Raw genomic sequence first — 21,267 nt, forward strand, 5'->3', positions numbered from 1 at the left:
GTGCCCCGGCGCCGGAGCCGACCGGTCCGGCGATTCGTGCACCACGACCGCGCCATCGACGATTTCGAGGCGGGCACGCACTTCCTCGGGCAGCGCCTGGTGCTCCTCGTGTGTCAGCCCTTCCGGCGGCAGCGCCAGCCATCCGGGCAGCGCGGTCAGCAGCGCTCCGCCGCGCCGACGACCCGCTCCACGCGCGCGCCCAGCCGGTTCAGGTTCTCGACGAAGTACGGGTACCCGCGGTCGATGTGGAACACGTCCCAGATCTCGGTGACCCCGTCGGCGCACAGGCCGGCCAGCACCAGGCCCGCGCCCGCGCGGATGTCGGACGCCCAGACCGGCGCGGAGGACAACCTCTCGACCCCGCGGACCACCGCGTGGTGGCCGTCGGTGCGGGCGTCGGCGCCCAGCCGCACCATTTCCTCGATGAACCGGAACCGCGCCTCGTACACGTTCTCCGTGATCATCGACGTGCCCTCGGACACCGCGGACAACGCGACGGCGAACGGCTGCAGGTCCGTGGCGAACCCCGGGTAGGGCAGCGTCACGAAGTCGACCGCCTTGGGCCGGTCGTGCTGCACCACCCGGAACCCGCTCTCGCCGAACGTCGTGATCTCGGCGCCGGCCATCCGCAGCTTCTCCAGCACCAGGTCCAGGTGGTGCGGGTTGACACCCTTCACCGTCAGGTCACCGCGGGTCATCGCGGCCGCGAAGGCCCACGTCGCGCCCACGATCCGGTCGCCGATCACGCGGTGCTCGGTGGGGTGCAGCTCGGTGACGCCGTGCACGGTCAGCGTCGACGTTCCGGCGCCCTCGATCTTCGCGCCCATCTGGTTCAGCATCACGCAGATGTCGACGATCTCCGGCTCGCGCGCGGCGTTGTCGATCACCGTCGTGCCCTCGGCCAGCACCGCGGCCATCAGGATGTTCTCGGTCGCGCCGACGCTCGGGAAGTCCAGCCAGATCTGGGCGCCCTTGAGATGGTCGGCGGTGGCGACGACGCAGCCGTGCTCGATGGTGCTCGTCGCGCCGAGCGCGCGCAGCCCGTTCTGGTGCATGTCCAGTGGCCGCGACCCGATCGCGTCACCGCCCGGCAACGCGACGACAGCCTGCTTCAGACGGCCGACCAGCGGGCCGAGCACGCACACGGACGCACGCAGCTTGCCCATCGCGGGCGAGTCGGCCCGGTGGGACAGCTCGGACGGGGTCGTGATCTTCGCGGTGTCGCCGTCCAGGACCACCTCGCACCCGACGCTGCGCAGCACGTCCGCCATCAGCGGGACGTCCAGGATCTGCGGGCAGTTGGTGATGGTGGTGGTGCCCTCGGCGAGGAGTGCGGCCGCCATCAGCTTCAGAACACTGTTCTTGGCTCCGACGACCTCGACCTCGCCCACCAGCCGCGCACCACCGTGCACGTCGAAGTGCTCGCTCATGGCCGTCATCATGCCTTCCGGTTCAGGCACCCGGACGGAGGGGCGGGACATAACAGAGGGCGACCGAGTTCGCACTATCGTGTGAAACACTGTGCTCCCTCGCGGCGATAACGCGCCCGTGCGTCCCACTCGACTGGGGGAACCTTGAGCGAAATGTTGACCCCGCCCGCGCCTCCGTCCCTGCCCGAGGTGCACCGGGCCGAGATCGACGGCGTGCCGGTCTTCTGGACCGACCAGCCGGGCAGGCTCAGCGCGAGCCTGTTGTTCGGGGTCGGTCTCGCGCACGAGTCGTTCCTGCAGACCGGGATCACGCACCTCGTCGAGCACCTGGCGATGCGGCGCGTGCGCACGAGCCGCTACGAGAACAACGCCTCCACCGAGGTCCTGCACACCAGTTTCGACGTCACCAGCACCCCGGAGACCGTCGCGGAGCACCTGCGGCGCGTGTGCGAGTCGCTGGCCGACCTCGACACCGGGCCGCTGCGGCTGGAGCGCGGCGTGCTGCTGGCCGAGGAGCGCGGCAACGACGGCCCGGGCGTGACCGCGTGGCTGCCGTCGGCGCTGTGGTTCGGCAACCGGGCGTTCGGCCTGACCGGCAACGTCCAGCTCGCCGCCGTCCACGCGGGCCCCGAGCAGGCCCGCGAGTGGTGCGCGCGCTGGTTCCACCGCGACAACGCCGCACTCGTGCTGTCCGGCCCTCCCCCGGCCGGCCTGAAGCTCCCGCTGCCCCCGGGCCCGCCTCGGCAGCCGGTGACCGCCGAGCCGTTCGACCTGCCTACCCCGGCCCAGACGAGCATCCCCAACGGCGTCGTGGGCTGCGCGCTGGTCGAGTGGACCGCGGAGATCGCGTGCGCGGCCGGCATCCTCATCCACCGCCTCACCGAACGCCTGCGACACCTCGAGGGCCTGGTCTACGACATCGCCTTCGACCACCAGATGGTGGACGCGCGCCGGGCCGTCCTCGGGTTCGGCACCGACGTGCCGGACAAGCAGGCCGCGCGGGTCGTCGACGCGATCCGCACCGAGCTGGCCGAGCTGGGCCGCAGCGGGCCGACCGAGGAGGAACTGGCCGTCGACCGGGCGGGGCTCGCCGAGGAGGTCGCCGAGCGGGATTTCGCGGTCTACCGGGCGTTCGACGCGGCGATGAGCGAGCTGACCGGCTGGCCCTCGGCGGCCGAGCACCAGCAGCGCGTGCTGGCCGGGCTCGACCCGGCCGCGGTCGCGGCGGCGGCCCGCGAGCTGGCCGGACGGCTGGTGCTGTGCGCGCCGGAGCGACACGTCCCGCGGGACCTGCCGGAACTGCCGGGCAGCCCGCTGCCCGCGCCGCCGGGCCGGGAGATGAAGCGGGCGCTGGTCGGCTCGACCGCGCCCCGCGGCTACCGGCTCGTGGTTGGTGAGGAGGGCCTGTCCACCTACTTCGGGCAGAACCCGTCACCGGCGGCTGTCGTGCGGTTCGACGACCTCGCCGGGGTCGGCATCGAGCACACCGACGGTCAGTTGCCGATCCTGCACCTGTTCGGCACCCACGGTGGGGCGATCACCGTGCGTCCCGGCGACTGGCGCGGCGGCCGGGCGCTGGTGCGGGACCTGCGGGCGCGAATCGATTCCGCGGTGTGTTTCGAAGCGCCGGAGGCCATGCGGCTGTTCGAGCAGTCGTAAGGTTCTCGGTATGCCGGTACGGATCAACCGCGTGTACACCAGGGTCGGCGACAACGGGACGACCGCGCTCGGCGACGGCTCGCGCGTGCCGAAGACCGACCCGCGGCTGGCCGCCTACGCCGACGTCGACGAGACGAACTCGGTGGTCGGGCTGGCGCTCGCGATGGGCGGTCTCGACGAGGAGATCGCGGTGGTGCTGCGCCGCGTGCAGAACGACCTGTTCGACGTCGGCGCCGACTTGTGCTCGCCGGTGGTGCCCGATCCGGAGTTCCCCCCGCTGCGCATCACCGAGGCCTACATCGAGCGGCTCGAAGGCTGGTGCGACGAGTTCAACGAGCGCCTGCCGAAGCTGACGTCGTTCATCCTGCCCGGCGGCACCCCGGGGGCGGCGTTCCTGCACCAGGCACGCACGGTGAGCCGGCGGGCCGAGCGGGCCGGGTGGGCGCTGGTGGAGGCGGACGCGGACCGCACGAACGTACTGGCCGTGAAGTACCTGAACCGGCTCTCCGACCTGCTCTTCATCCTGGCCCGCCTGGCCAACCCGGACGGCGACGTGCTCTGGAAGCCCGGCGGAGAAGCCTGACGGTCGACCCAGGGCGAGCGCGCGTGTCCGCCACCAGCACGTCGACGCTCCGGAAAGCCGCGGAGATGCCTGCCGGACTCCACTCCGGCAAGCATGCGGTCATCCTCATACCCGCCACCAGCACGGCGACCTAGGTTCGTGCCATGACCGACAACCCACCGCTGCCGGGAAGCATCCGGCTGCCGGACGGGGCCTGGGTCCGCGGGCGGGGCCTGCGCCGCCCCCAGCCCACCGGCCCGGCGCCCCAGTTCGGCCTCTACCTGGGCTCCGCGCGGCTGCGCCGCGACCACGACGCCGGTCTGGGATGGCCGCACACCTGGCTGGACTGGCCGGACTTCCGGCTGCCCCGCGACCAGGACGCCGCCGTCCGGGAGATCCGCGCCCTGCACGAGCGGGCGCGCGCCGGCGAAGCGGTCGAAGTCGCCTGTGCCGGCGGGGTCGGGCGGACCGGCACGGTCATCGCCTGCCTCGCCGTTCTGGCCGGCATAGACCCCACTGAAGCCGTCTCGTGGACGCGGCAGCACCACCACCCCCGGGCGGTCGAAACGCCGGGGCAACGCCGCTGGGTGCGCCGGTTCACACGGGACTAGGTTGGGACGGCTGCGGCGGGCGAGCGACTCTCGTCACCCGGGCCGCGCACCAGCATGTGGGCGGTGCCGCTGCTCGCCGGGATGGTGGTCGGCCGGATCGGACCTGGCCACCCGCTACGCCGGACTCACTATGGCCGCCATCGTCCTCCGGCTCCGATGACGTGCCAGACGGGGCTAGATCAGGACGCGCGCGGCACCTGGCGTCCCGGCGGAGCGGACTCCAGCCAGGACAGGAACCCGGTCAGCGCGTCCGGGCCCATCGCGATCTCGATGGGCTCCTGGAGGGCCGACTCGCAGCGCAGGACCGTCGCGTCGGAGGGCACCGCGTACGCCTCGGTGCCGACGGGGTCGCGGCGGTCCGCGATCATCAACGTTTCACGTTCGAACACCCGGTCCGGGCCGGTGCGCAAGCTCCACACCCGGTACCAGGCGAACACCTCACCCTCGTAGCGCCCCAGACCCAGGTGCCAGCCCGCACGGGCGTTGTCCGGGTCCCAGCGCAACGCGACGCTCACGCCGCCCTGACGCCGCATCCGCCCCCAGCGGAAGCTGTACCAGAACGCGACGACGGCAAGACCGAGCAGGACGACCAGGACAACGAGGGTGATTTCCACGGCCGGCTCCTGCTCGTCGCCGGGTCAGACCGACTGGCCGGCCGCGCGGAGACGAGCGGTTGCTCTGGCCCGCTCGGCCTCGTCCTCGTCACCGAGCGCGGAGCGGGCGGCCTCGACGTCGATCTCGTCGGCGAGCTCCGCCGACTCGGCGAGGATGCTCACCCGCTCGGCGGTCACGGACAGGAAGCCACCGTGGACCGCGGCGCGGACGGTCTCACCGTCCGTGGTCGTCACCTTGACGACGCCACCCTCGACCAGCTGACCAAGCACCGGCTCGTGACCCGGCATCAGGCCGATCTCACCCTCAGTGGTCTGCGCGACCACGAACGTCGCCTGACCGGACCAGAGACGGCGTTCGACGGCGACAAGCTCGACGGTCATCTCAGCCACGTGGTTCTCCTTCGTTCCCGCGCCGATGAGCGCAGTCTAATAGGTTCGCGACCGGTTACGACAACGGCGGGGTGAGAGTCCTTAAAGGACACCCGCCCCGCCGTCGTCCCGACATCACTTGCCGGTGAGTTCCTTGTACTTCTTCTCGAGGTCCTCGAGGCCACCGATGCCCAGGAACGCCTGCTCCGGGTAGTGGTCGAACTCACCCTTGCTGATCTTGTCGAACGCCTCGACGGTCTCCGCGCGCGGCACGGTCGAGCCCGGCTGGCCGGTGAACTGCTCGGCGACGAGCATGTTCTGCGACAGGAACCGCTCGATGCGGCGGGCCCGCTGCACGGTCAGCTTGTCCTCTTCGGACAGCTCGTCCATACCGAGGATCGCGATGATGTCCTGCAGCTCCTTGTACTTCTGCAGGATCCGGATGACCTCGGAGGCCACCCGGTAGTGGTCCTCACCGACGATGGCCGGGTCGAGGATCGTCGACGTGGAGGCCAGCGGGTCCACGGCCGGGAAGATGCCCTTCTGGAACACCGACCGGGAAAGCTCGGTGGTGGCGTCCAGGTGGGCGAACGTGGTGGCCGGGGCCGGGTCGGTGTAGTCGTCCGCAGGCACGTAGATCGCCTGCATCGAGGTGATCGAACGACCCTTGGTCGAGGTGATCCGCTCCTGCAGCTCACCCATCTCGTCGGCCAGCGTCGGCTGGTAACCCACGGCCGAGGGCATGCGGCCCAGCAGGGTCGACACCTCGGAACCGGCCTGGGTGAACCGGAAGATGTTGTCGATGAACAGCAGCACGTCCTGGTTCTTGACGTCGCGGAAGTACTCCGCCATCGTCAGCGCGGACAGCGCGACCCGCATACGGGTGCCCGGCGGCTCGTCCATCTGGCCGAAGACGAGCGCGGTGTCGTTGATGACGCCGTCCTCGCTCATCTCCAGGAACAGGTCGGTGCCCTCACGGGTGCGCTCGCCGACACCGGCGAACACCGAGGTGCCACCGAAGTTCCGGGCGACACGGGTGATCATTTCCTTGATCAGAACCGTCTTGCCGACGCCGGCACCGCCGAACAGGCCGATCTTGCCACCCTGCACGTACGGGGTGAGCAGGTCGATGACCTTGAGGCCGGTCTCCAGCATCTCGGTCTTGCCCTCGAGCTGGTCGAAGGCGGGCGGCTTGCGGTGGATGCTCCAGCGCTCCAGGTCCGCGCCGTAGCCCGGCTGGTCGAGGCAGTCGCCCAGCGCGTTGTAGACGTGGCCCTTGACCTCGTCGCCGACCGGCACCGAGATCGGGGCGCCGGTGTCGATCACCTCGGCGCCGCGGACGAGACCGTCCTGCGGGGCCAGCGAGATCGTGCGGACGAGGTTGTCGCCGAGGTGCTGCGCGACCTCGAGGGTGATCGTCTTGCGCAGCTGCTCGAACTCGACCTCGACCTTCAGCGCGTTGAACAGCTCGGGCACGGCGCCGCGCGGGAACTCCACGTCGACGACCGGGCCGGTCACCGAGACGATCCGGCCCTTGGTCCGGGTTTCAGTGGTGGTCATCTACTCATCACTTCCTACAGCGGCGAGCGCATCGGCCCCACCGACGATTTCGCTGATCTCCTGCGTGATCTGGGCCTGCCGCGCCTGGTTCGCCAGCCGGGTGTAGGTCTCCACCAGCTCGCTGGCGTTGTCCGACGCCGACTTCATGGCGGTGCGCCGGGCGGCCAGCTCGGAAGCGGCCGACTCGAGCAGAGCCGAAAAGATCCGCGTGTTGATGTACTTCGGCAGCAGGGCCGACAGCAGCCGGTCCGCGCTGGGCTCGAACTCGTACGCCGGGAGGATCTCGCCGGGCTGAGCGGCGCCCTCCGCGCCGTCTTCCACGTACTCGACCTCGAGGGGCGCCATCCGCTTGGCGACCGGGGTCTGGGTCAGCATCGACTTGAACTCGGTGTACACGATGTGCACCTCGTCCACGCCGAGGACGCCGTCCTCGCCCGGCCCGTTCGCGTCGTCGTCCGCGCCGGCGAGGAACGCCTTGGTCAGCGTCTCGCCCGCGGCGGCGGCGTTCTCGTAGTGCGGCTGGTCCGAGAAGCCGGTCCAGCTGTCGACGACCTCGCGGTTGCGGAACCGGTAGTAGTTCAGGCCCTTGCCGCCGATGACGTAGACCTGGGGCTCCTTGCCCTCCGAGCGCAGCAGCGAGAGCAGCTCCTCGGTGGCCCGCAGCACGTTGGTGTTGTAACCACCGCACAGGCCCTTGTCACTGGTCACCACCAGCACGGCCGCCCGCTTCGGGTCGGGCCGCTCGACGAGGAACGGGTCGTCGAGGCTCGCGGCCCCGCCCGCCAGGGCGGAGAGCACCTTGGTGATCTCCTCGGCGTACGGGCGCGAAGCCTCGACGCGTGCCTGGGCACGGCCGATCCGCGAGGTGGCGATCAGTTCCATCGCCTTGGTGATCTTGCCGATCGATTTCGTCGCCCGGATCTTTGCCCGGAGCTCGCGAAGTTGCGCCATCAGCTATCCGGTCACTTCGTCGGGGCGGGCTTGTTGACCTTGACGGTCTCCTGCCCGACCTTGTCGGCGTCCATCGCCTCGGCCTCGGCCTCGTTCACGAGCTGCTCACCGGAAGAGGTGGTGAAGCCCTTCTTGAACTCGGCGGCCGCGGCGGCGACGCGCTCGGCGAGCTCGTCGGTCCACTTACCCTTGTCGCGGATCTCGGCGAGGATGTCGTCGTGCTTGTGGCGGATGTTCTCCAGCAGCTCGGTGTTGAAGCGAGCCACGTCCTCCACCGGCACGTCGTCGAAGTGCCCCTTGGTGCCGAGGTACACGGTGACGACCTGCTGCTCGACCGGGATCGGCGAGTACTGCGGCTGCTTGAGCACCTCGTACAGGCGGGCACCGCGGTCCAGCTGGGCGCGCGAGGTCGGGTCCAGGTCGGAGGCGAAGGCGGCGAACGCCTGCAGCTCCTGGTACTGGGACAGGTCGATCCGCAGCGAACCGGACACCGTCTTCATCGCCTTGATCTGCGCGTCACCACCGACTCGGGAGACCGAGGTGGTCACGTCGACCGCGGGGCGCTGACCCGAGTTGAACAGGTCGGACTGGAAGAAGCACTGACCGTCGGTGATCGAGATGACGTTGGTGGGGATGTAGGCCGAGATGTCGTTGGCCTTGGTCTCGATGACCGGCAGACCGGTCAGCGAGCCGCCACCCAGCTCGTCCGACAGCTTCGCGCAGCGCTCGAGCAGCCGGGAGTGCAAGTAGAAGACGTCGCCGGGGAACGCCTCGCGGCCCGGCGGGCGGCGCAGCAGCAGCGACAGGGCGCGGTAGGCGTCGGCCTGCTTGGACAGGTCGTCGAACACGATCAGGACGTGCTTGCCCTGGTACATCCAGTGCTGGCCGAGGGCCGAACCGGTGTAGGGGGCCAGCCACTTGAAGCCGGCGGAGTCCGACGCGGGGGCCGCGACGATAGTGGTGTACTCCAGCGCACCCGCGTCCTCGAGGGACTTGCGGACACCGGCGATGGTGGAGCCCTTCTGGCCGACCGCGACGTAGATGCAGCGGACCTGCTTGCTCGGGTCGCCGGTCGCCCAGTTGGCCTTCTGGTTGATGATCGTGTCGACGCAGACCGCGGTCTTGCCGGTCTTGCGGTCGCCGATGATCAGCTGGCGCTGGCCGCGGCCGATCGGGGTCATCGCGTCGATCGCGGTGATGCCCGTCTGCAGCGGCTCGGACACCGGCTGGCGCTCCACGACCGAGGCGGCCTGCAGCTCGAGGGCGCGGCGGTCCTCGGCCGGGATGTCGCCGAGGCCGTCGATCGGCTTGCCGAGCGGGTCGATGACGCGGCCGAGGAAGCCCTCGCCGACCGGGATCGAGAGGATCTGGCCGGTCCGCTTGACCTCCTGACCCTCCTCGATCTGCTCGTAGTTGCCGAGGATGACGACACCGATCTGGCGCGGCTCCAGGTTCTGGGCCACCCCGAGGATCCCGCCGGGGAACTCCAGCAGCTCGTTGGCCATGGTCGAGGGCAGACCCTCGACGTGGGCAACGCCGTCGCCGGTGTCCACGACGACGCCGACCTCTTCCCGGTTGACTTCGGGTGAGTAACTCGAGACGTAGTTCTCGATCGCGCTACGGATCTCGTCCGAGGAGATCGTCAGCTCCGCCATGTCGTTCCCGCTCTCTCGTTCCTGCAGGTGTGCAAAGTCTTTGTGTGGTGTCAGGCCAGCTGCCTGCGCAGCTCGGCGATCCGGCCCGCGGTGCTGCCGTCGATGACCTCGTCGCCCACCCGGACGACGAGCCCGCCACCGAGGCGGGCGTCGACCTCGACGTGCAGCCCGATCGGGCGCCCGTAGATCCGGTGCAGCTGCTCGGCCAGCCGCTCCCGCTGCTCCGCGGACAGCTCGCTCGCGCTCGTGACGTACGCGACCGAGCGCTCGCGGCGCTGCGCGGCCAGCTTGACCAGCTGGTCCAGGTTGAACCCGACGCTGCGGCCCGCCGACCGGCCAACGACCTGCTCCACCAGGGCAAGGGTGATTTCCTCCACCTTGCTCTGCAGCAGCTCGCGCACCAGCCTGCGCTTCGCGTCGCCGGGTGCCGTCTGGTCGGACAGCGTCTGCTCCAGCTCCGGGTTGCTCACCACGATACGGGCGATCCGGAACAACTGGTCCTCGACGGCGTCGAGCTTCCCGGCCTTCTCCGCGCTGGTGAGCAGCGCGTTGCGGCCGAGCGACTCGACCCCGTCGACCAGTTCCCGCGGGCTGGACCAGCGGGCCGCGACCACGGCGTCGAGCACGCGCAGGGCCTGCTCGGACACCTTGCCGGTCAGCAGCGCGCGGACCAGCCGGGTGCGGGCCTCCGGGTCGGACGAGGCGTCGGCGACCGCGCGGCGCAGCCCGATCTCCCTGCCGAGCAGGTCGACCACGGCCAGCAGCTCGTTGCCGAGGGCGGCCGAGTCCGCGCCGGCCTCGCCGGTGACCTCGGCGAGCCGGGTCTCGGCGGAGGCGAGCGCTTCGCGGCTCGCGGCGTGCAGCGTCAGCGTCATCTGGACTACTTTCCTGCTCCGTTACCGGCGCTGCTGCCGAGCTCGGCGAGGAACCGGTCGACCGTGCCACGGCGACGGACCTCGTCCTCGAGGTGCTCCCCGACGATCCGGCTCGCCAGCTCGATCGAGTTGCGGCCCAGCTCGTTGCGCAGCTCCGTGACGATCTGTGCCTTCTGGGCCTGCAGCGCGGCGTGGCCCTGGGCGATGATCCGGGCGGCCTCGTCCTGGGCCTCGGCCCGCAGCTCTTCCTTGATCCGCTCGGCCTCGAGGCGAGCGTCGTCACGGATCTTGGCGGCCTCGGAGTAGGCGTCCTTGAGCTGTGCCTGGTACTTCGCGAGCGCCTCTTCGGCTTCGGCCTGCGCCTTCTCCGCCTTGGCGATGCCACCTTCGATGGCCGCCGTGCGCTCTTCGTACATCTTCTCGAAGCGCGGCACGGCGAACTTCTTGAGCAGCCACAGCAGGATCAGGAAGGCCACCAGGCCGAGGATGATCTCGCTGAGATGCGGCAGCACCGGGTTCGGCGCCTCTTCCGCGGCCAGCACGATCTGGGTCTTCACCACAACGACTCCTTCAGCGGTGAGCGGTTAACTCAGGCGGCGGAGGCGATGAAGTAGACGACCAGACCGATCAGGGCGAGCACCTCGGTAAGCACGAAGGTGGTCCAGGCGATACCCATGAGCTTGCCCTGGGCCTCCGGCTGACGGGCGGTGCCGTTGATGACGGCGGCCCAGATCAGACCCACACCGATGCCCGGGCCGATCGCGCCCAGACCGTAGCCGATGGCGGCGAGGCCCGGGTTGATGCTGGAGGCGGTCTCGGCGGCCTGGGCAAGAACGATGTTGCTCACTTGCGTTTCCCTTTCACTCGGTCCGCTACCACGCGGATCGGGGGCTTTTCGGTTCGTTTTCTTCTAGTGGTCTTCGGCGAGCGCGGCGCCGATGTAGTTCGCCGACAGCACGGCGAACACATACGCCTGGATCACCTGGATCAGCGCTTCCACGAAGGTCATCAGGATGGCGAACGCCCACGAGACCAGCGAGATGGGCTTGAAGACCCCGCCCGCGTGGAGCAGCAGGAACTCGCCCGCGAGCGTGAACACCAGCAGGATCAGGTGGCCTGCGAACATCGCGGCGAACACCCGGACCGCCAGGGTGAGCGGGTTGAGGACGAACTTCTGCAGGAACTCGATCGGCGTCAGCAGGATGTAGATCGGGCCGGGCGCGCCCGGCGGGACGGTCGCGTGCTTGAGGTAGCCCACGAAACCGTGCCGCTTGAACCCGACGTAGTGGTACACCGGGTAGACCACCAGCAGCGACAGCGCGATCGGGAAACCGATGTGCGAGAACGTCGGGAACTGGAAGATCGGGATGATCCCGAACAGGTTGTTGATCAGCACGAAGCTGAACAGCGCCAGCACCAGCGGGATGAACGGCTTGAAGTCCTTCGACCCGATCTGCTCACGCGCGATGCCGTTGCGCGCGAAGTCGTAGACGTACTCGGCGGCGAACTGCGCCTTGCCCGGCACGACCTTCAGCTTTCGCGAGGTCAGCAGGAAGAAGGCCGCGATGATGATCACCGACAGCACGACCAGGATCATCGGCTTGGTGACGCCGAGGAAGATCGGCGGCAGGTCGAAGTCTCCGGCACCCGGGGGCGCGAACGTGTCGCCCTCGGCCAATACCAGCGCGCCCAACTGGGCTCCTTCCGGTTCTCCCGGCCGGCGTTCACTCCGCCGGGGGAATCGTCACGATCTGGACTTAACGTACCCGATACGTTTCGGGTGCTTGGAGGCGGATCCCCTGAGTGAACAGCGCGTGTACTTTCAGCCACCTGGGGGTTTCGGCACTACGATCTCCGACGGCAGAATCAGCCAGGCCGGCTCAGGGGCCATCCGTCTCGATCGCCACGTTGCCGGTCGGGTTCCGCATCGGGAGCGCGGCCCGAAGGCCCCACCTCCACAGTGCGGACGATACCAGCCGGTAAATCGACACCGTACGGGCGTACTCCTTAATTGGTTCCCACCCGTTGGAGTGCCGCCGGAATCCGGCGCTGACCTGCGGAAGTCAGCTCGGGATGATCGTCGGGATCTTGGTCTTGCGGAAAGCCAGGAACTCCGCCGCGGCCCAGACCAGGATCACCGCCAGCGTGGTGAACGCGAGCGCGTAGCGGTTGAACGCATCGACGCCCTTGAGGGCGGTCATGACGCCGAACAGCACCAGCACCTTGAGGATGTAGCCGCCGATCGCCACCGCCATCACCATGAACGGGTCGAGCGCCGCCGACTTGCGCATCATGAACAGCGTGACCAGGGACGACGCGAACGCGATCGCGCCGCCCACCAGCGAGCCCAGCAGGCCCGGCACGCCGGACAGGATCGTCGACACGACCACGCCGATCACGACCGTGGCCAGCCCCGGCCACAGCGCGAAGCGCAGCATCGCGTCGGCCAGCTTGAGCACCGACTGCGCGTGCGGGTTCTCGGTGTTGTCGGTCATGACACTCCCTGGTTCCGCGACCTCAGGCGCGGAATGACGGACACGATCGCGGCGAGGACGAGTCCCGCGCCGACGATCCAGAGTACCGCCGTCGTGTCGAACAGCGTCACCGAGACCGCGCCGAAGCCGAGCAGGCCCGCCCACAGGTAGATCAGCAGCACCGCGCGGCGCTGCGAGTGGCCGATCTCCAGCAGGCGGTGGTGCAGGTGCATCTTGTCGGCCGCGAACGGGCTCTCGCCGCGCCGCGTGCGCCGGACGACCGCCATCAGCAGGTCGAGGACCGGCAGGAACAGCACCGCGACGACGACCAGCAGCGGGGACAGCAGCGCCAGCGCGTCGGAGCCGCCGAACCGGGTGTAGTTGATCTTGCCGGAGGCCGACGTGGTGGCGCCGGCCAGCATCAGGCCGATCATCATCGAGCCGGAGTCGCCCATGAAGATCTTCGCGGGCTGGAAGTTGTGCGGCAGGAAGCCGAGGCACGCGCCGGCCAGCGTGGCGGCGATCAGCGCCGGCGGGTAGACGCCGACGTCGCCGCCCTGGGAGTTGAGCAGGCCGAGCGAGAACGCGCAGGTCGCGGCCGCCGCGATGAAGCCCAGCCCGGCGGCGAGGCCGTCCAGCCCGTCGACGAAGTTCAGCGCGTTCACCAGCAGCACGACGAGCAGCACCATCAGCAGCCCGCCCTGGTTGTTGTCCAGGGTGACCACCGAGCCGAGCGCGTCGCCGTTGCCGCCCCACGGGACCCAGAACACGTTCCACTGCACGCCGAAGATGACCAGGATGCCCGCGCACATCACCTGGCCGGCGAGCTTGGTCCAGGCGTCGATCTCGAACCGGTCGTCCAGCGCGCCGATCAGCACGATGACGCCCCCGCCGATCAGCACGCCGACCGGGTCGAGGGAGAAGTCGAACGCGCGGCGCAGCACCGGCAGCTGGTGGGCCATCGCCATGCCGCCGACGACGCCCAGGTACATGCCGACGCCGCCCATGCGCGGAATCGGGATGACGTGCACGTCGCGGGCGCGCGGGTTGGCGATCGCGCCGAGGCGGATCGCCAGGCGCCGGATGACGCCGGTGAGCAGGAACGTCAGTGTCGCGGCGATGAGACCGACGAGGATGTACTCCCGGATCGGGAGGCCTGCGGTGGTTACGGGGGTCATCAGGCCGCGGTCTTCACCGGTGCGCCGAGCACCTCGCTCACCGCTTCCGCGCTCACCGCGCCCGCCCGCAGCAGCACGGGCTCGTCGCCGGTCAGGTCGACGATCGACGAGGGCACCGGCTCGCCGCTGGGCCCGCCGTCGAGGTAGACGGAGACCGACTCGCCGAGCTGCTCCTGCGCCTCCTCCGCGCTGGACGCCGGGGACCGCCCGGAGACGTTGGCGCTGGAGACGGCCATCGGGCCGACGTCGCGGAGCAGCTCCAGCGCGACCGGGTGCAGCGGCATCCGGAGCATCACGGTGCCGCGGGTGGTGCCGAGGTCCCAGCGCAGGCTCGGCGCGTGCGGGAGCACAATGGACAGATCGCCGGGCCAGAAGGCCTCGATCAGGGCCCGCGCCTGCGGCGGCACGCCGAGGACGAGACCGTCTACTGTGGACCATGAGCCGACCAGGACGCCGACGGGCAGGTCCGAGCCGCGGTTCTTCGCCCGCAGCAGGGCCCGCACGGCGGCCGAGTCGAACGCGTCCGCCCCGATGCCGTAGACCGTGTCCGTGGGCAGCACGACGAGCCGCCCCGAACGCACCGCGCTCGCCGCCGCGGCCAGCCCCTCGGCCCGCGTCTCCGGACGGCTGCAGTCGTACACCGCGCTCATGGGGTGAAGACTATTCCCGGTCGGGTAACGGCTTGGTTGCGGGTGGCGCTCACCGCACCGGCCGCGCACCGGCCGACCAACACGCCGCCACAACCAGCCAACACAGCGCGCCCACCGGCCAACACGCCGCGCCAAGCGTGTTCGCCGCTCCGGGCACCGAGTTGGCCACTCCGGGCGGTGTGTTGGCTGGTCCGGGCGCCGAGTTGGCCGGTTTGGGCGGTGGATCGGCCGCTTCGGGCAGCGTGCCGGCCGGTGCGGGTGGGGTGTGGGGCGTGGCGTGTTGGGTGTGTTGTGACGGCCGGGGTCAGCCGCGGAGGGCGGTCACGAAACGGGGGCGTCCGGCGAGGTCGCGGTGGTCCTGGACGTCCGTCAGCACCTTGCGGGACGCGACCAGCGCCGGCGCGGCCGAGCCGTGCGTGTCGTCGTGTTCGATGGCCACCCCGCCGCCGCGCTTGAGGAGGCGGCAGGCGGTCGCCACGGCCTGCCGGACCACCGCAAGACCGCCGTCCGGGGCGAAGACCGCCTGCGGCGGGTCGAAGTCGACCACCTCGGGCGGCAGGTCGCCGCCCGGCGGGACGTACGGCGGGTTGCACACCACCAGGTCCACCAGGCCGTCCAGCTCGGCGAAGATCGTGCTGTCCCCGACGTCGCCGGAGTACAGGCGGATCGGCGTGTCCCCCGCCGCGGCCTGCTTGTCCGCGTTGTGCCGCGCCCACGCGAGCGCGTTCGGGTCGATGTCCACGGCGTAGACCACCGCGTCCGGCCGCTCGTGCGCGATCGCCAGCGCCAGCGCGCCGGAACCGGTGCACAGGTCGACCACCACCGGGTACTCGCGGCCGTGGATGAGCCGCAACCCCCACTCGACCAGCAGTTCCGTCTCCGGCCGCGGGATGAAGACACCAGGGCCGACGTCCAGGGTGATGCCGGCGAATCCGGCCCACCCGGTGAGGTGCTGCAGCGGCACCCGCTTGGCGCGCTGCGCCACCAGCTTGCCGATCGCCTCGACCACGGGCGGGTCGACGAGGGGCACGAGCGGCAGGCGACCGCGGTCGACGCCGAGCACGTGCGCGGCGATGAGTTCGGCGTCGGCGCGCGGGGACGCCACCCCCGCCTCCTCCAGGATGCGCATCGCCTCGAGGATCGCCAGTCGCAACGGTTGCCGCTTCACGCACCCAACTTTTCCACAGCGGTCATCCGCTCGCGGGGACGTATGCCGCGAGCGCCCCGCGCGTCTGCCGGAGATCATCGATGCGCTCGTCCAGCGCGTCGAGCTGCTCACGCAGCGTGCGCACCAGCGACGGGCACATCTCCAGCTCCGGCTTCTCGCCCCGGGCGCAGGGCAGCACCTCCCGGATCACGCACGTCGACAGCCCGGCCGCGAGCAGCGCGCGGATCTGCCGGACGGTGACCACGGCGTCGTCGTCGTAGACCCGGTAACCGTTCGTGTCCCGGCGCGGCACCAGGAGCCCCTGCTCCTCGTAGTACCGCAGCAACCGCTGGCTGACCCCGGTCCGGGCGGACAGCTCCCCGATCCGCATGCGACCTCGCTCACTCGAAAGTTGACCTTCACACCGGTGTCAGTTCCTAACGTCGCGGCATGACCGAACATTTCTCGCACGTCGTCCGCGGATCCGGCCCCGGCCTGCTGCTCGCCCACGGCGGTGGCGGCGGCATCGAGGCCAACTTCGGCCCGATCCTGGACGACCTCGCCCGCACGCACACCGTGGTCGGCCCGGACTACCCGGGCAGCGGGGCGACACCTCGCAGCGACGGGCCGCTGACCCTGGACGGGCTGGCCGACTCCGTGGTGGCGACCGCCGTGTCCGCCGGCGTGGAGCGCTTCACGATCCTCGGCTATTCGCTGGGCACGGCCGTCGCGGTGCGCGCGGCCACGCGGCACCCGGACCGGGTGACCGGCCTCGTGCTGACCGCCGGGTTCGCCCACCCGACGAACCAGATGCGGCTCGCCGTCGACGTGTGGCGGGAGCTGCTGGACCTCGGGAACAAGGAGCTGCTGGCGAAGTACCTGACCTTCGCAGGCGTGGGCGCGGGGTACCTGAACGCGCTGTCGCCGCAGGAACTCGAGGGCGCGCTGGCCGGGCTGGCCGTTCCCGAGGGCGCGCCGGAGCACGTGGACCTGGTGGCGTCGGTGGACACCCGCGCCGAGCTGGGCCGGATCACCGTGCCGACGCTGGTCATCGGTACGCGACAGGACGTGCTGGTGCCGATCGGCGTGCAGCGCGAACTGGCCGACGGGATCCCGGGCGCCGAGTTGGTGGAGATCGCGAGCGGCCACTCGATGCAGGCCGAGGCCCGCGACGAGTGGCTCGCCCGGATCAGGGATTTCCTGGACCGGTAGGGGTCACTGGCCCGCGGTGGCCAGGCGCTCCTCGCGGTCGGCGGCGGCCAGGGCGTCGAGCACGGCGTCCAGGTCGCCGTCCAGGACCTGGTCCAGGTTGTACGCCTTGTAGTTCACCCGGTGGTCCGAAATGCGGTTCTCCGGGAAGTTGTAGGTGCGCACCCGCTCCGACCGGTCGACCGTCCGGACCTGCGACTTCCGCGCGTCCGCGGCCTTGGCGGCGGCCTCTTCCTCCGCCATCGCCTGCAGCCGTGCCTGCAGCACCTGGATGGCGCGGGCCCGGTTCTGGATCTGCGACTTCTCGTTCTGGCAGGACACCACGATCCCGGTCGGCAGGTGCGTCACGCGCACGGCCGAGTCGGTGGTGTTGACGCTCTGCCCGCCGGGGCCGGACGACCGGAACACGTCGATGCGCAGGTCGTTCGGGTCGATCTCGACCTCGACCTCCTCGGGTTCCGGGTAGATCAGGACACCCGCGGCGGAGGTGTGGATCCGGCCCTGCGACTCGGTCGCCGGCACACGCTGGACGCGGTGCACGCCGCCTTCGAACTTCAGGCGCGCCCACACCCCGTCGGCATCCGTGCCCTTGCTCTTCACCGCGACCGTGACGTCCTTGTAGCCGCCCAGGTCGGAGTGCACCGCGTCGAGGACCTCGGCCTTCCAGCCGTGCCGCTCCGCGTAGCGCAGGTACATGCGCAGCAGGTCGCCGGCGAACAGGGCCGACTCCTCGCCGCCCTCACCGGACTTGATCTCCATCAGGACGTCCGAGCCGTCGTACGGGTCGCGCGGCAGCAGCAGCTCCGTCAGCCGGGACTCCAGCTGCGGGATGCGCGCCGCGATCTCCTCGGCCTCGGCCGCGAAGCCCGCGTCCTCGTCGGCCAGCTCACGCGCGGTGCCCAGGTCGTCCCGCGCCTGGTCCAGCTCGTTGATGACCTTGACGATCGGGCTCAGCTCGGCGTAACGGCGGCCGAGCTTGCGCGCCCGGCCCTGGTCGGCGTGCACGGCCGGGTCCGCCAGCTGCTTTTCCAGATCGGCGTACTCGGCGAGCAGCCCGTGCAGGGAAGACGAATCCACGACCGAACCTTCCTCTTGATGGCCTCAGGACACAAAAGCGGCGCCCACCCCCGATGGTCGGGAGTGGGCGCCGGCGGTGGAGCTACTTGGCGTCGGCCTTCTTGCCGGCCCGCTTGCCGTAGCGCGCCTCGAAGCGCGCGACCCGGCCACCGGTGTCCATGATCTTCTGCTTGCCGGTGTAGAAGGGGTGGCAGTTCGAGCAGATTTCGACCGTGATGGCGCCGGAGGTCTTGGTGCTGCGGGTCGTGAAGGTGTTGCCGCAACCACACGTGACGGTGGTGGGCACGTACTCGGGGTGGATACCGCTCTTCATGGAGTCCTCTCTCGGTGGCCGCCGGGTCCCCGCGGCGTTCTTCGACACGTGGGGTGAACCGGAGCCGGACGTTAGCGGATTGATTCTGCCAGACGCGCTGACGTGCAGGTCAACGCCCCCCGGGCGGCGCATATTCCGGGTACGGGACGTGTACGGGTTTTGTACGGGCGCACGCGAGGCTCCTGGCCGAGACCCGGACCCGCCGGGTGAGGAGGAGCCGATGTCACTTTCGCGCACCGCCAAGTCCGCCGCCGTCGCCGCGCTCGCCGCCTCGGCACTCGCCCTCGTGCCGGCCACGAGCCAGGCCGCGACCCTTGCCACCGTCGCCCCGAGCAGCGACGTCTCGGTCCTCGCCGCCGGTGACGGCACGCCGGCAGGCGCCATCGCGTGGTTCAAGGCCCGCATCGGCAGCACCGCCTACCAGGGCTACTGCGAGAAGGCCGTGGAGAACGCCTACGGCACCACCGGGGTGTGGGCCTCGGCCAACGCGCATTGGAACGGCGCGAGCCCCAAGCACGCCGGTGACCGGAACCCGCCGCTGGGCGCGTTCGTGTACTGGAACATCTCCTCGCCCTACGGCCACGTCGGCATCTCCGACGGCGCCGGCGGGTTCTACGCGACCAGCGTCGGCGGCAAGATCGGGCACGTCACCAAGGCCCAGGGCGGCTACAGCTACTACAGCAACTACCGCGGCTGGACCCCCGCCGCGGTCCCCCACCAGTAGGACGACGCGAAAACGGCCACCCTTCCTGGGGGAGGGTGGCCGTTTCGCGTGCTACGAACGACTAGTCGTCGTCCGAGGCGAGCGCCGTCTTGCTGACCTGCATCAGGAACTCGATGTTGGTCTTCGTCTTGCGCAGGCGGGACAGCAGCAGGTCGATGGCCTGCTGCGAGTCCAGCGCGTGCAGGACCCGGTGCAGCTTGTGCGTGACTGCCAGCTCGTCCGGCGAGAGCAGCAGCTCCTCCTTGCGGGTGCCGGACGGGTTGACGTCCACCGCCGGGAAGACGCGCCGCTCGGCGATCTTGCGGTCGAGCTTGAGCTCGGCGTTGCCGGTGCCCTTGAACTCTTCGAAGATCACCGTGTCACCGGTCGACCCGGTCTCGACCATCGCCGTGGCGAAGATCGTCAGCGAGCCGCCGTTCTCGATGTTGCGCGCCGCGCCGAGGAAACGCTTCGGCGGGAACAGCGCGGTCGAGTCGACACCACCGGAGAGGATCCGGCCGGACGCCGGGGCCGCCAGGTTGTAGGCGCGGCCGAGGCGGGTGATCGAGTCGAGCAGGACCACCACGTCCATGCCCATCTCCACGAGGCGCTTGGCCCGCTCGATGGAAAGCTCGGCGACCGAGGTGTGGTCTGACGGCGGGCGGTCGAAGGTCGAGGCGATGACCTCGCCCTTCACCGACCGCTGCATGTCGGTGACCTCTTCCGGACGCTCGTCGACGAGGACGACCATCAGGTGGCACTCGGGGTTGTTCGTGGTGATCGCGTTCGCGATGTCCTGCATGATCGTGGTCTTGCCCGCCTTCGGCGGCGACACGATCAGGGCGCGCTGCCCCTTGCCGACCGGCATGACCAGGTCGATCACGCGGGTGGTCAGCTTGTGCGGCTCGGTCTCCAGGCGCAACCGCTCGTTCGGGTAGAGCGGGGTCAGCTTGGTGAACTCGGGGCGGCGCTTGGCCTCGTCCGGGTCCAGGCCGTTGACGCTGTCGACGCGCACCAGCGGGTTGAACTTCTGGCGCTGCTGCTCGCCCTCACGCGGCTGCTTGACGACACCGGTGATCGCATCACCGCGGCGCAGGCCGTGCTTGCGGACCAGCGACAGCGACACGTACACGTCGTTCGGCCCGGGCAGGTAACCCGAGGTGCGCACGAACGCGTAGTTGTCCAGGACGTCGAGGATGCCGGCGACCGGCAGCAGGACGTCGTCCTCGCGGATCTCGGTGTCCGTGCCACCCTCACCGCGGTTGCCACCGCGACGGCGGCGGTCCCGGAACCGGCGGCCGCGACGGCCGCCCTCGTCGTCGTCCGCGTTGTTCTGGCCGCCACCGGAGTTCTGGCCGCCGCCCGGGTTCTGCTTGGACTGGCCGGCGCCGGAGTCGCGGTTGTTCTGCTTGCGCTGGTCGCCACCGCCCTGCTGGGCCTGGTCGCCACCGCGCTGGTCGTTGCCGCCGCGGTCGTTGCCACCGCGGTTGTCCGGGCTGCCCGCGGCGCGGTTCGCGCCACGGCGACGGCGGGCGCCGCCCTCGCGACGGGGGGCGTCCTCGCCCTGCTGGGGCGCCTCGGCGCCGTTCACGGGCTTCTCGGCCGGAGCCGGCTTCTCGGCCTTCTCCACCACCGGGGCGGGCTTGTCGGCCGGGGCCGCGGCCTGCCGGGGCGCCTTCTCGGCGGACTTGGCAGGCGCCGGAGCCTCCACCTTCGCGGCGATGCCGTCGAGGGGCAGGGTCTCGTCGGCGGCGCGCTTGCGCGGGGCCTTGCCCTGGCGCTCGCGGATCGCGGCGATCAGGTCGCCCTTGCGCATCCCCTTGGTGTCGCCGATGCCCAGCTGGGTGGCGAGTTCCCGCAGGTCGGCGATCACCATGCCGGACAGGCCGCCGCTGCGGCGCTTCGGCGCGGCCGTGCCGTTGCTCTCCCCTGGCTCAGCGTTCGTCGCGGCGGCCGCCACGTCGCCGCTCAAAAGATCGGTGTTGCTCACACATGTCCTTCCTGACCGATCCACGCCTCCAGGTGGATCAGCGGACTACCGCCCGCGTCCGATCGCGAGGCGGTCTGCTCCTGCCCGGTGTGGCTTCCCCGGCCGGGACACGCAGGTCACAGCGGCGGAGCCGCCACACGGGGTTCTCGCGTGCTCCAGGTGGAACGCGCCGAATTCGTGTCACCGTGGCTACCGGAAACCCGCCTAGGTCAATCCCTGCACCAGCTATGCGGAATTATC

General features: G+C 70.3%; 23 protein-coding genes. 5 read left to right on the forward strand and 18 right to left on the reverse strand.

The window, feature by feature from the left end:
• Positions 1-155 precede the first annotated feature (155 nt).
• Entirely contained in the window at positions 156-1,430 is a 1,275-nt protein-coding gene (gene murA / locus AMYTH_RS0121360; protein ID WP_027932031.1) for a UDP-N-acetylglucosamine 1-carboxyvinyltransferase, read from the reverse strand.
• Between the two features lie 153 nt (positions 1,431-1,583).
• On the opposite strand from murA, the gene AMYTH_RS0121365 reads away from it, so the two are divergent.
• The 3 genes from AMYTH_RS0121365 (at position 1,584) to AMYTH_RS0121375 (ending at position 4,262) form a co-directional block, all read left to right on the forward strand.
• Positions 1,584-3,089, forward strand: a complete 1,506-nt coding sequence (locus AMYTH_RS0121365; RefSeq protein ID WP_027932032.1) for an insulinase family protein — start codon at positions 1,584-1,586, stop codon at positions 3,087-3,089.
• Positions 3,090-3,099: 10 nt separating this feature from the next.
• Complete coding sequence (locus tag AMYTH_RS0121370; protein WP_017987314.1) at positions 3,100-3,672, forward strand: cob(I)yrinic acid a,c-diamide adenosyltransferase; 573 nt, start codon at positions 3,100-3,102, stop codon at positions 3,670-3,672.
• A gap of 143 nt (positions 3,673-3,815) precedes the next feature.
• On the forward strand, positions 3,816-4,262 hold the full coding sequence (locus AMYTH_RS0121375) for a protein-tyrosine phosphatase family protein (RefSeq protein ID WP_027932033.1): 447 nt from the start codon (positions 3,816-3,818) through the stop codon (positions 4,260-4,262).
• A 179-nt stretch (positions 4,263-4,441) separates the two neighbouring features.
• Here AMYTH_RS0121375 and AMYTH_RS0121380 read toward each other — a convergent pair whose 3' ends face one another.
• The 14 genes from AMYTH_RS0121380 to AMYTH_RS0121445 form a co-directional block, all read right to left on the reverse strand.
• Complete coding sequence (locus AMYTH_RS0121380; RefSeq protein WP_027932034.1) at positions 4,442-4,876, reverse strand: DUF2550 domain-containing protein; 435 nt, start codon at positions 4,874-4,876, stop codon at positions 4,442-4,444.
• A gap of 24 nt (positions 4,877-4,900) precedes the next feature.
• Positions 4,901-5,266, reverse strand: a complete 366-nt coding sequence (locus AMYTH_RS0121385; protein ID WP_027932035.1) for a F0F1 ATP synthase subunit epsilon — start codon at positions 5,264-5,266, stop codon at positions 4,901-4,903.
• A gap of 114 nt (positions 5,267-5,380) precedes the next feature.
• Positions 5,381-6,805, reverse strand: coding sequence for a F0F1 ATP synthase subunit beta (gene atpD / locus AMYTH_RS0121390; protein ID WP_017987310.1), 1,425 nt, complete (start codon positions 6,803-6,805; stop codon positions 5,381-5,383).
• On the reverse strand, positions 6,806-7,759 hold the full coding sequence (locus AMYTH_RS0121395) for a F0F1 ATP synthase subunit gamma (protein WP_027932036.1): 954 nt from the start codon (positions 7,757-7,759) through the stop codon (positions 6,806-6,808). It abuts the gene before it with no gap.
• 8 nt (positions 7,760-7,767) lie between these two features.
• Positions 7,768-9,411, reverse strand: a complete 1,644-nt coding sequence (gene atpA / locus AMYTH_RS0121400; protein WP_017987308.1) for a F0F1 ATP synthase subunit alpha — start codon at positions 9,409-9,411, stop codon at positions 7,768-7,770.
• A 50-nt stretch (positions 9,412-9,461) separates the two neighbouring features.
• On the reverse strand, positions 9,462-10,280 hold the full coding sequence (locus tag AMYTH_RS0121405) for a F0F1 ATP synthase subunit delta (RefSeq protein ID WP_027932037.1): 819 nt from the start codon (positions 10,278-10,280) through the stop codon (positions 9,462-9,464).
• A gap of 11 nt (positions 10,281-10,291) precedes the next feature.
• The gene (locus AMYTH_RS0121410; protein WP_017987306.1) at positions 10,292-10,846 is read right to left on the reverse strand and encodes a F0F1 ATP synthase subunit B; all 555 of its coding nucleotides are present in this window, start codon (positions 10,844-10,846) and stop codon (positions 10,292-10,294) included.
• 29 nt (positions 10,847-10,875) lie between these two features.
• Positions 10,876-11,133 (reverse strand): ATP synthase subunit c family protein, encoded by a 258-nt coding sequence (locus tag AMYTH_RS0121415; protein ID WP_017987305.1) that lies wholly within the window; start codon positions 11,131-11,133, stop codon positions 10,876-10,878.
• 63 nt (positions 11,134-11,196) lie between these two features.
• On the reverse strand, positions 11,197-11,979 hold the full coding sequence (gene atpB / locus AMYTH_RS0121420) for a F0F1 ATP synthase subunit A (protein ID WP_027932038.1): 783 nt from the start codon (positions 11,977-11,979) through the stop codon (positions 11,197-11,199).
• A 370-nt stretch (positions 11,980-12,349) separates the two neighbouring features.
• Entirely contained in the window at positions 12,350-12,781 is a 432-nt protein-coding gene (locus AMYTH_RS0121425; protein WP_020417786.1) for a hypothetical protein, read from the reverse strand.
• Positions 12,778-13,938 (reverse strand): glycosyltransferase family 4 protein, encoded by a 1,161-nt coding sequence (locus AMYTH_RS0121430; protein WP_020417785.1) that lies wholly within the window; start codon positions 13,936-13,938, stop codon positions 12,778-12,780. The genes AMYTH_RS0121425 and AMYTH_RS0121430 overlap by 4 nt, the downstream gene beginning before the upstream one ends.
• Positions 13,938-14,588 carry an L-threonylcarbamoyladenylate synthase gene (locus tag AMYTH_RS0121435; RefSeq protein WP_027932039.1) on the reverse strand — a complete coding sequence of 217 codons (651 nt, stop codon included), beginning with the start codon at positions 14,586-14,588 and terminating at the stop codon, positions 13,938-13,940. The genes AMYTH_RS0121430 and AMYTH_RS0121435 overlap by 1 nt, the downstream gene beginning before the upstream one ends.
• 304 nt (positions 14,589-14,892) lie before the next feature.
• Entirely contained in the window at positions 14,893-15,756 is an 864-nt protein-coding gene (gene prmC / locus AMYTH_RS0121440) for a peptide chain release factor N(5)-glutamine methyltransferase (RefSeq protein WP_020417783.1), read from the reverse strand.
• A 22-nt stretch (positions 15,757-15,778) separates the two neighbouring features.
• Positions 15,779-16,126 (reverse strand): MerR family transcriptional regulator, encoded by a 348-nt coding sequence (locus tag AMYTH_RS0121445; RefSeq protein ID WP_017987299.1) that lies wholly within the window; start codon positions 16,124-16,126, stop codon positions 15,779-15,781.
• Between the two features lie 59 nt (positions 16,127-16,185).
• On the opposite strand from AMYTH_RS0121445, the gene AMYTH_RS0121450 reads away from it, so the two are divergent.
• Positions 16,186-16,947, forward strand: a complete 762-nt coding sequence (locus tag AMYTH_RS0121450) for an alpha/beta fold hydrolase (RefSeq protein ID WP_027932040.1) — start codon at positions 16,186-16,188, stop codon at positions 16,945-16,947.
• Positions 16,948-16,950: 3 nt separating this feature from the next.
• Here the strand turns inward: AMYTH_RS0121450 and prfA are convergent, their stop codons facing one another.
• Positions 16,951-18,021, reverse strand: coding sequence for a peptide chain release factor 1 (prfA, locus tag AMYTH_RS0121455; RefSeq protein WP_027932041.1), 1,071 nt, complete (start codon positions 18,019-18,021; stop codon positions 16,951-16,953).
• Between the two features lie 82 nt (positions 18,022-18,103).
• Positions 18,104-18,334: a 50S ribosomal protein L31 gene (rpmE, locus tag AMYTH_RS0121460; protein ID WP_017987296.1), complete on the reverse strand. Its 231-nt coding sequence runs from the start codon at positions 18,332-18,334 to the stop codon at positions 18,104-18,106.
• A gap of 220 nt (positions 18,335-18,554) precedes the next feature.
• Between rpmE and AMYTH_RS0121465 the strand changes: the two genes are divergently transcribed.
• Positions 18,555-19,058, forward strand: a complete 504-nt coding sequence (locus AMYTH_RS0121465; RefSeq protein WP_027932042.1) for a hypothetical protein — start codon at positions 18,555-18,557, stop codon at positions 19,056-19,058.
• 61 nt (positions 19,059-19,119) lie between these two features.
• Here AMYTH_RS0121465 and rho read toward each other — a convergent pair whose 3' ends face one another.
• Positions 19,120-21,027 (reverse strand): transcription termination factor Rho, encoded by a 1,908-nt coding sequence (gene rho, locus AMYTH_RS0121470; RefSeq protein WP_027932043.1) that lies wholly within the window; start codon positions 21,025-21,027, stop codon positions 19,120-19,122.
• Positions 21,028-21,267 lie beyond the last annotated feature (240 nt).

This window comes from Amycolatopsis thermoflava N1165 (assembly GCF_000473265.1).
In the GTDB taxonomy this organism is placed as follows: Bacteria; Actinomycetota; Actinomycetes; order Mycobacteriales; family Pseudonocardiaceae; genus Amycolatopsis_E; species Amycolatopsis_E thermoflava.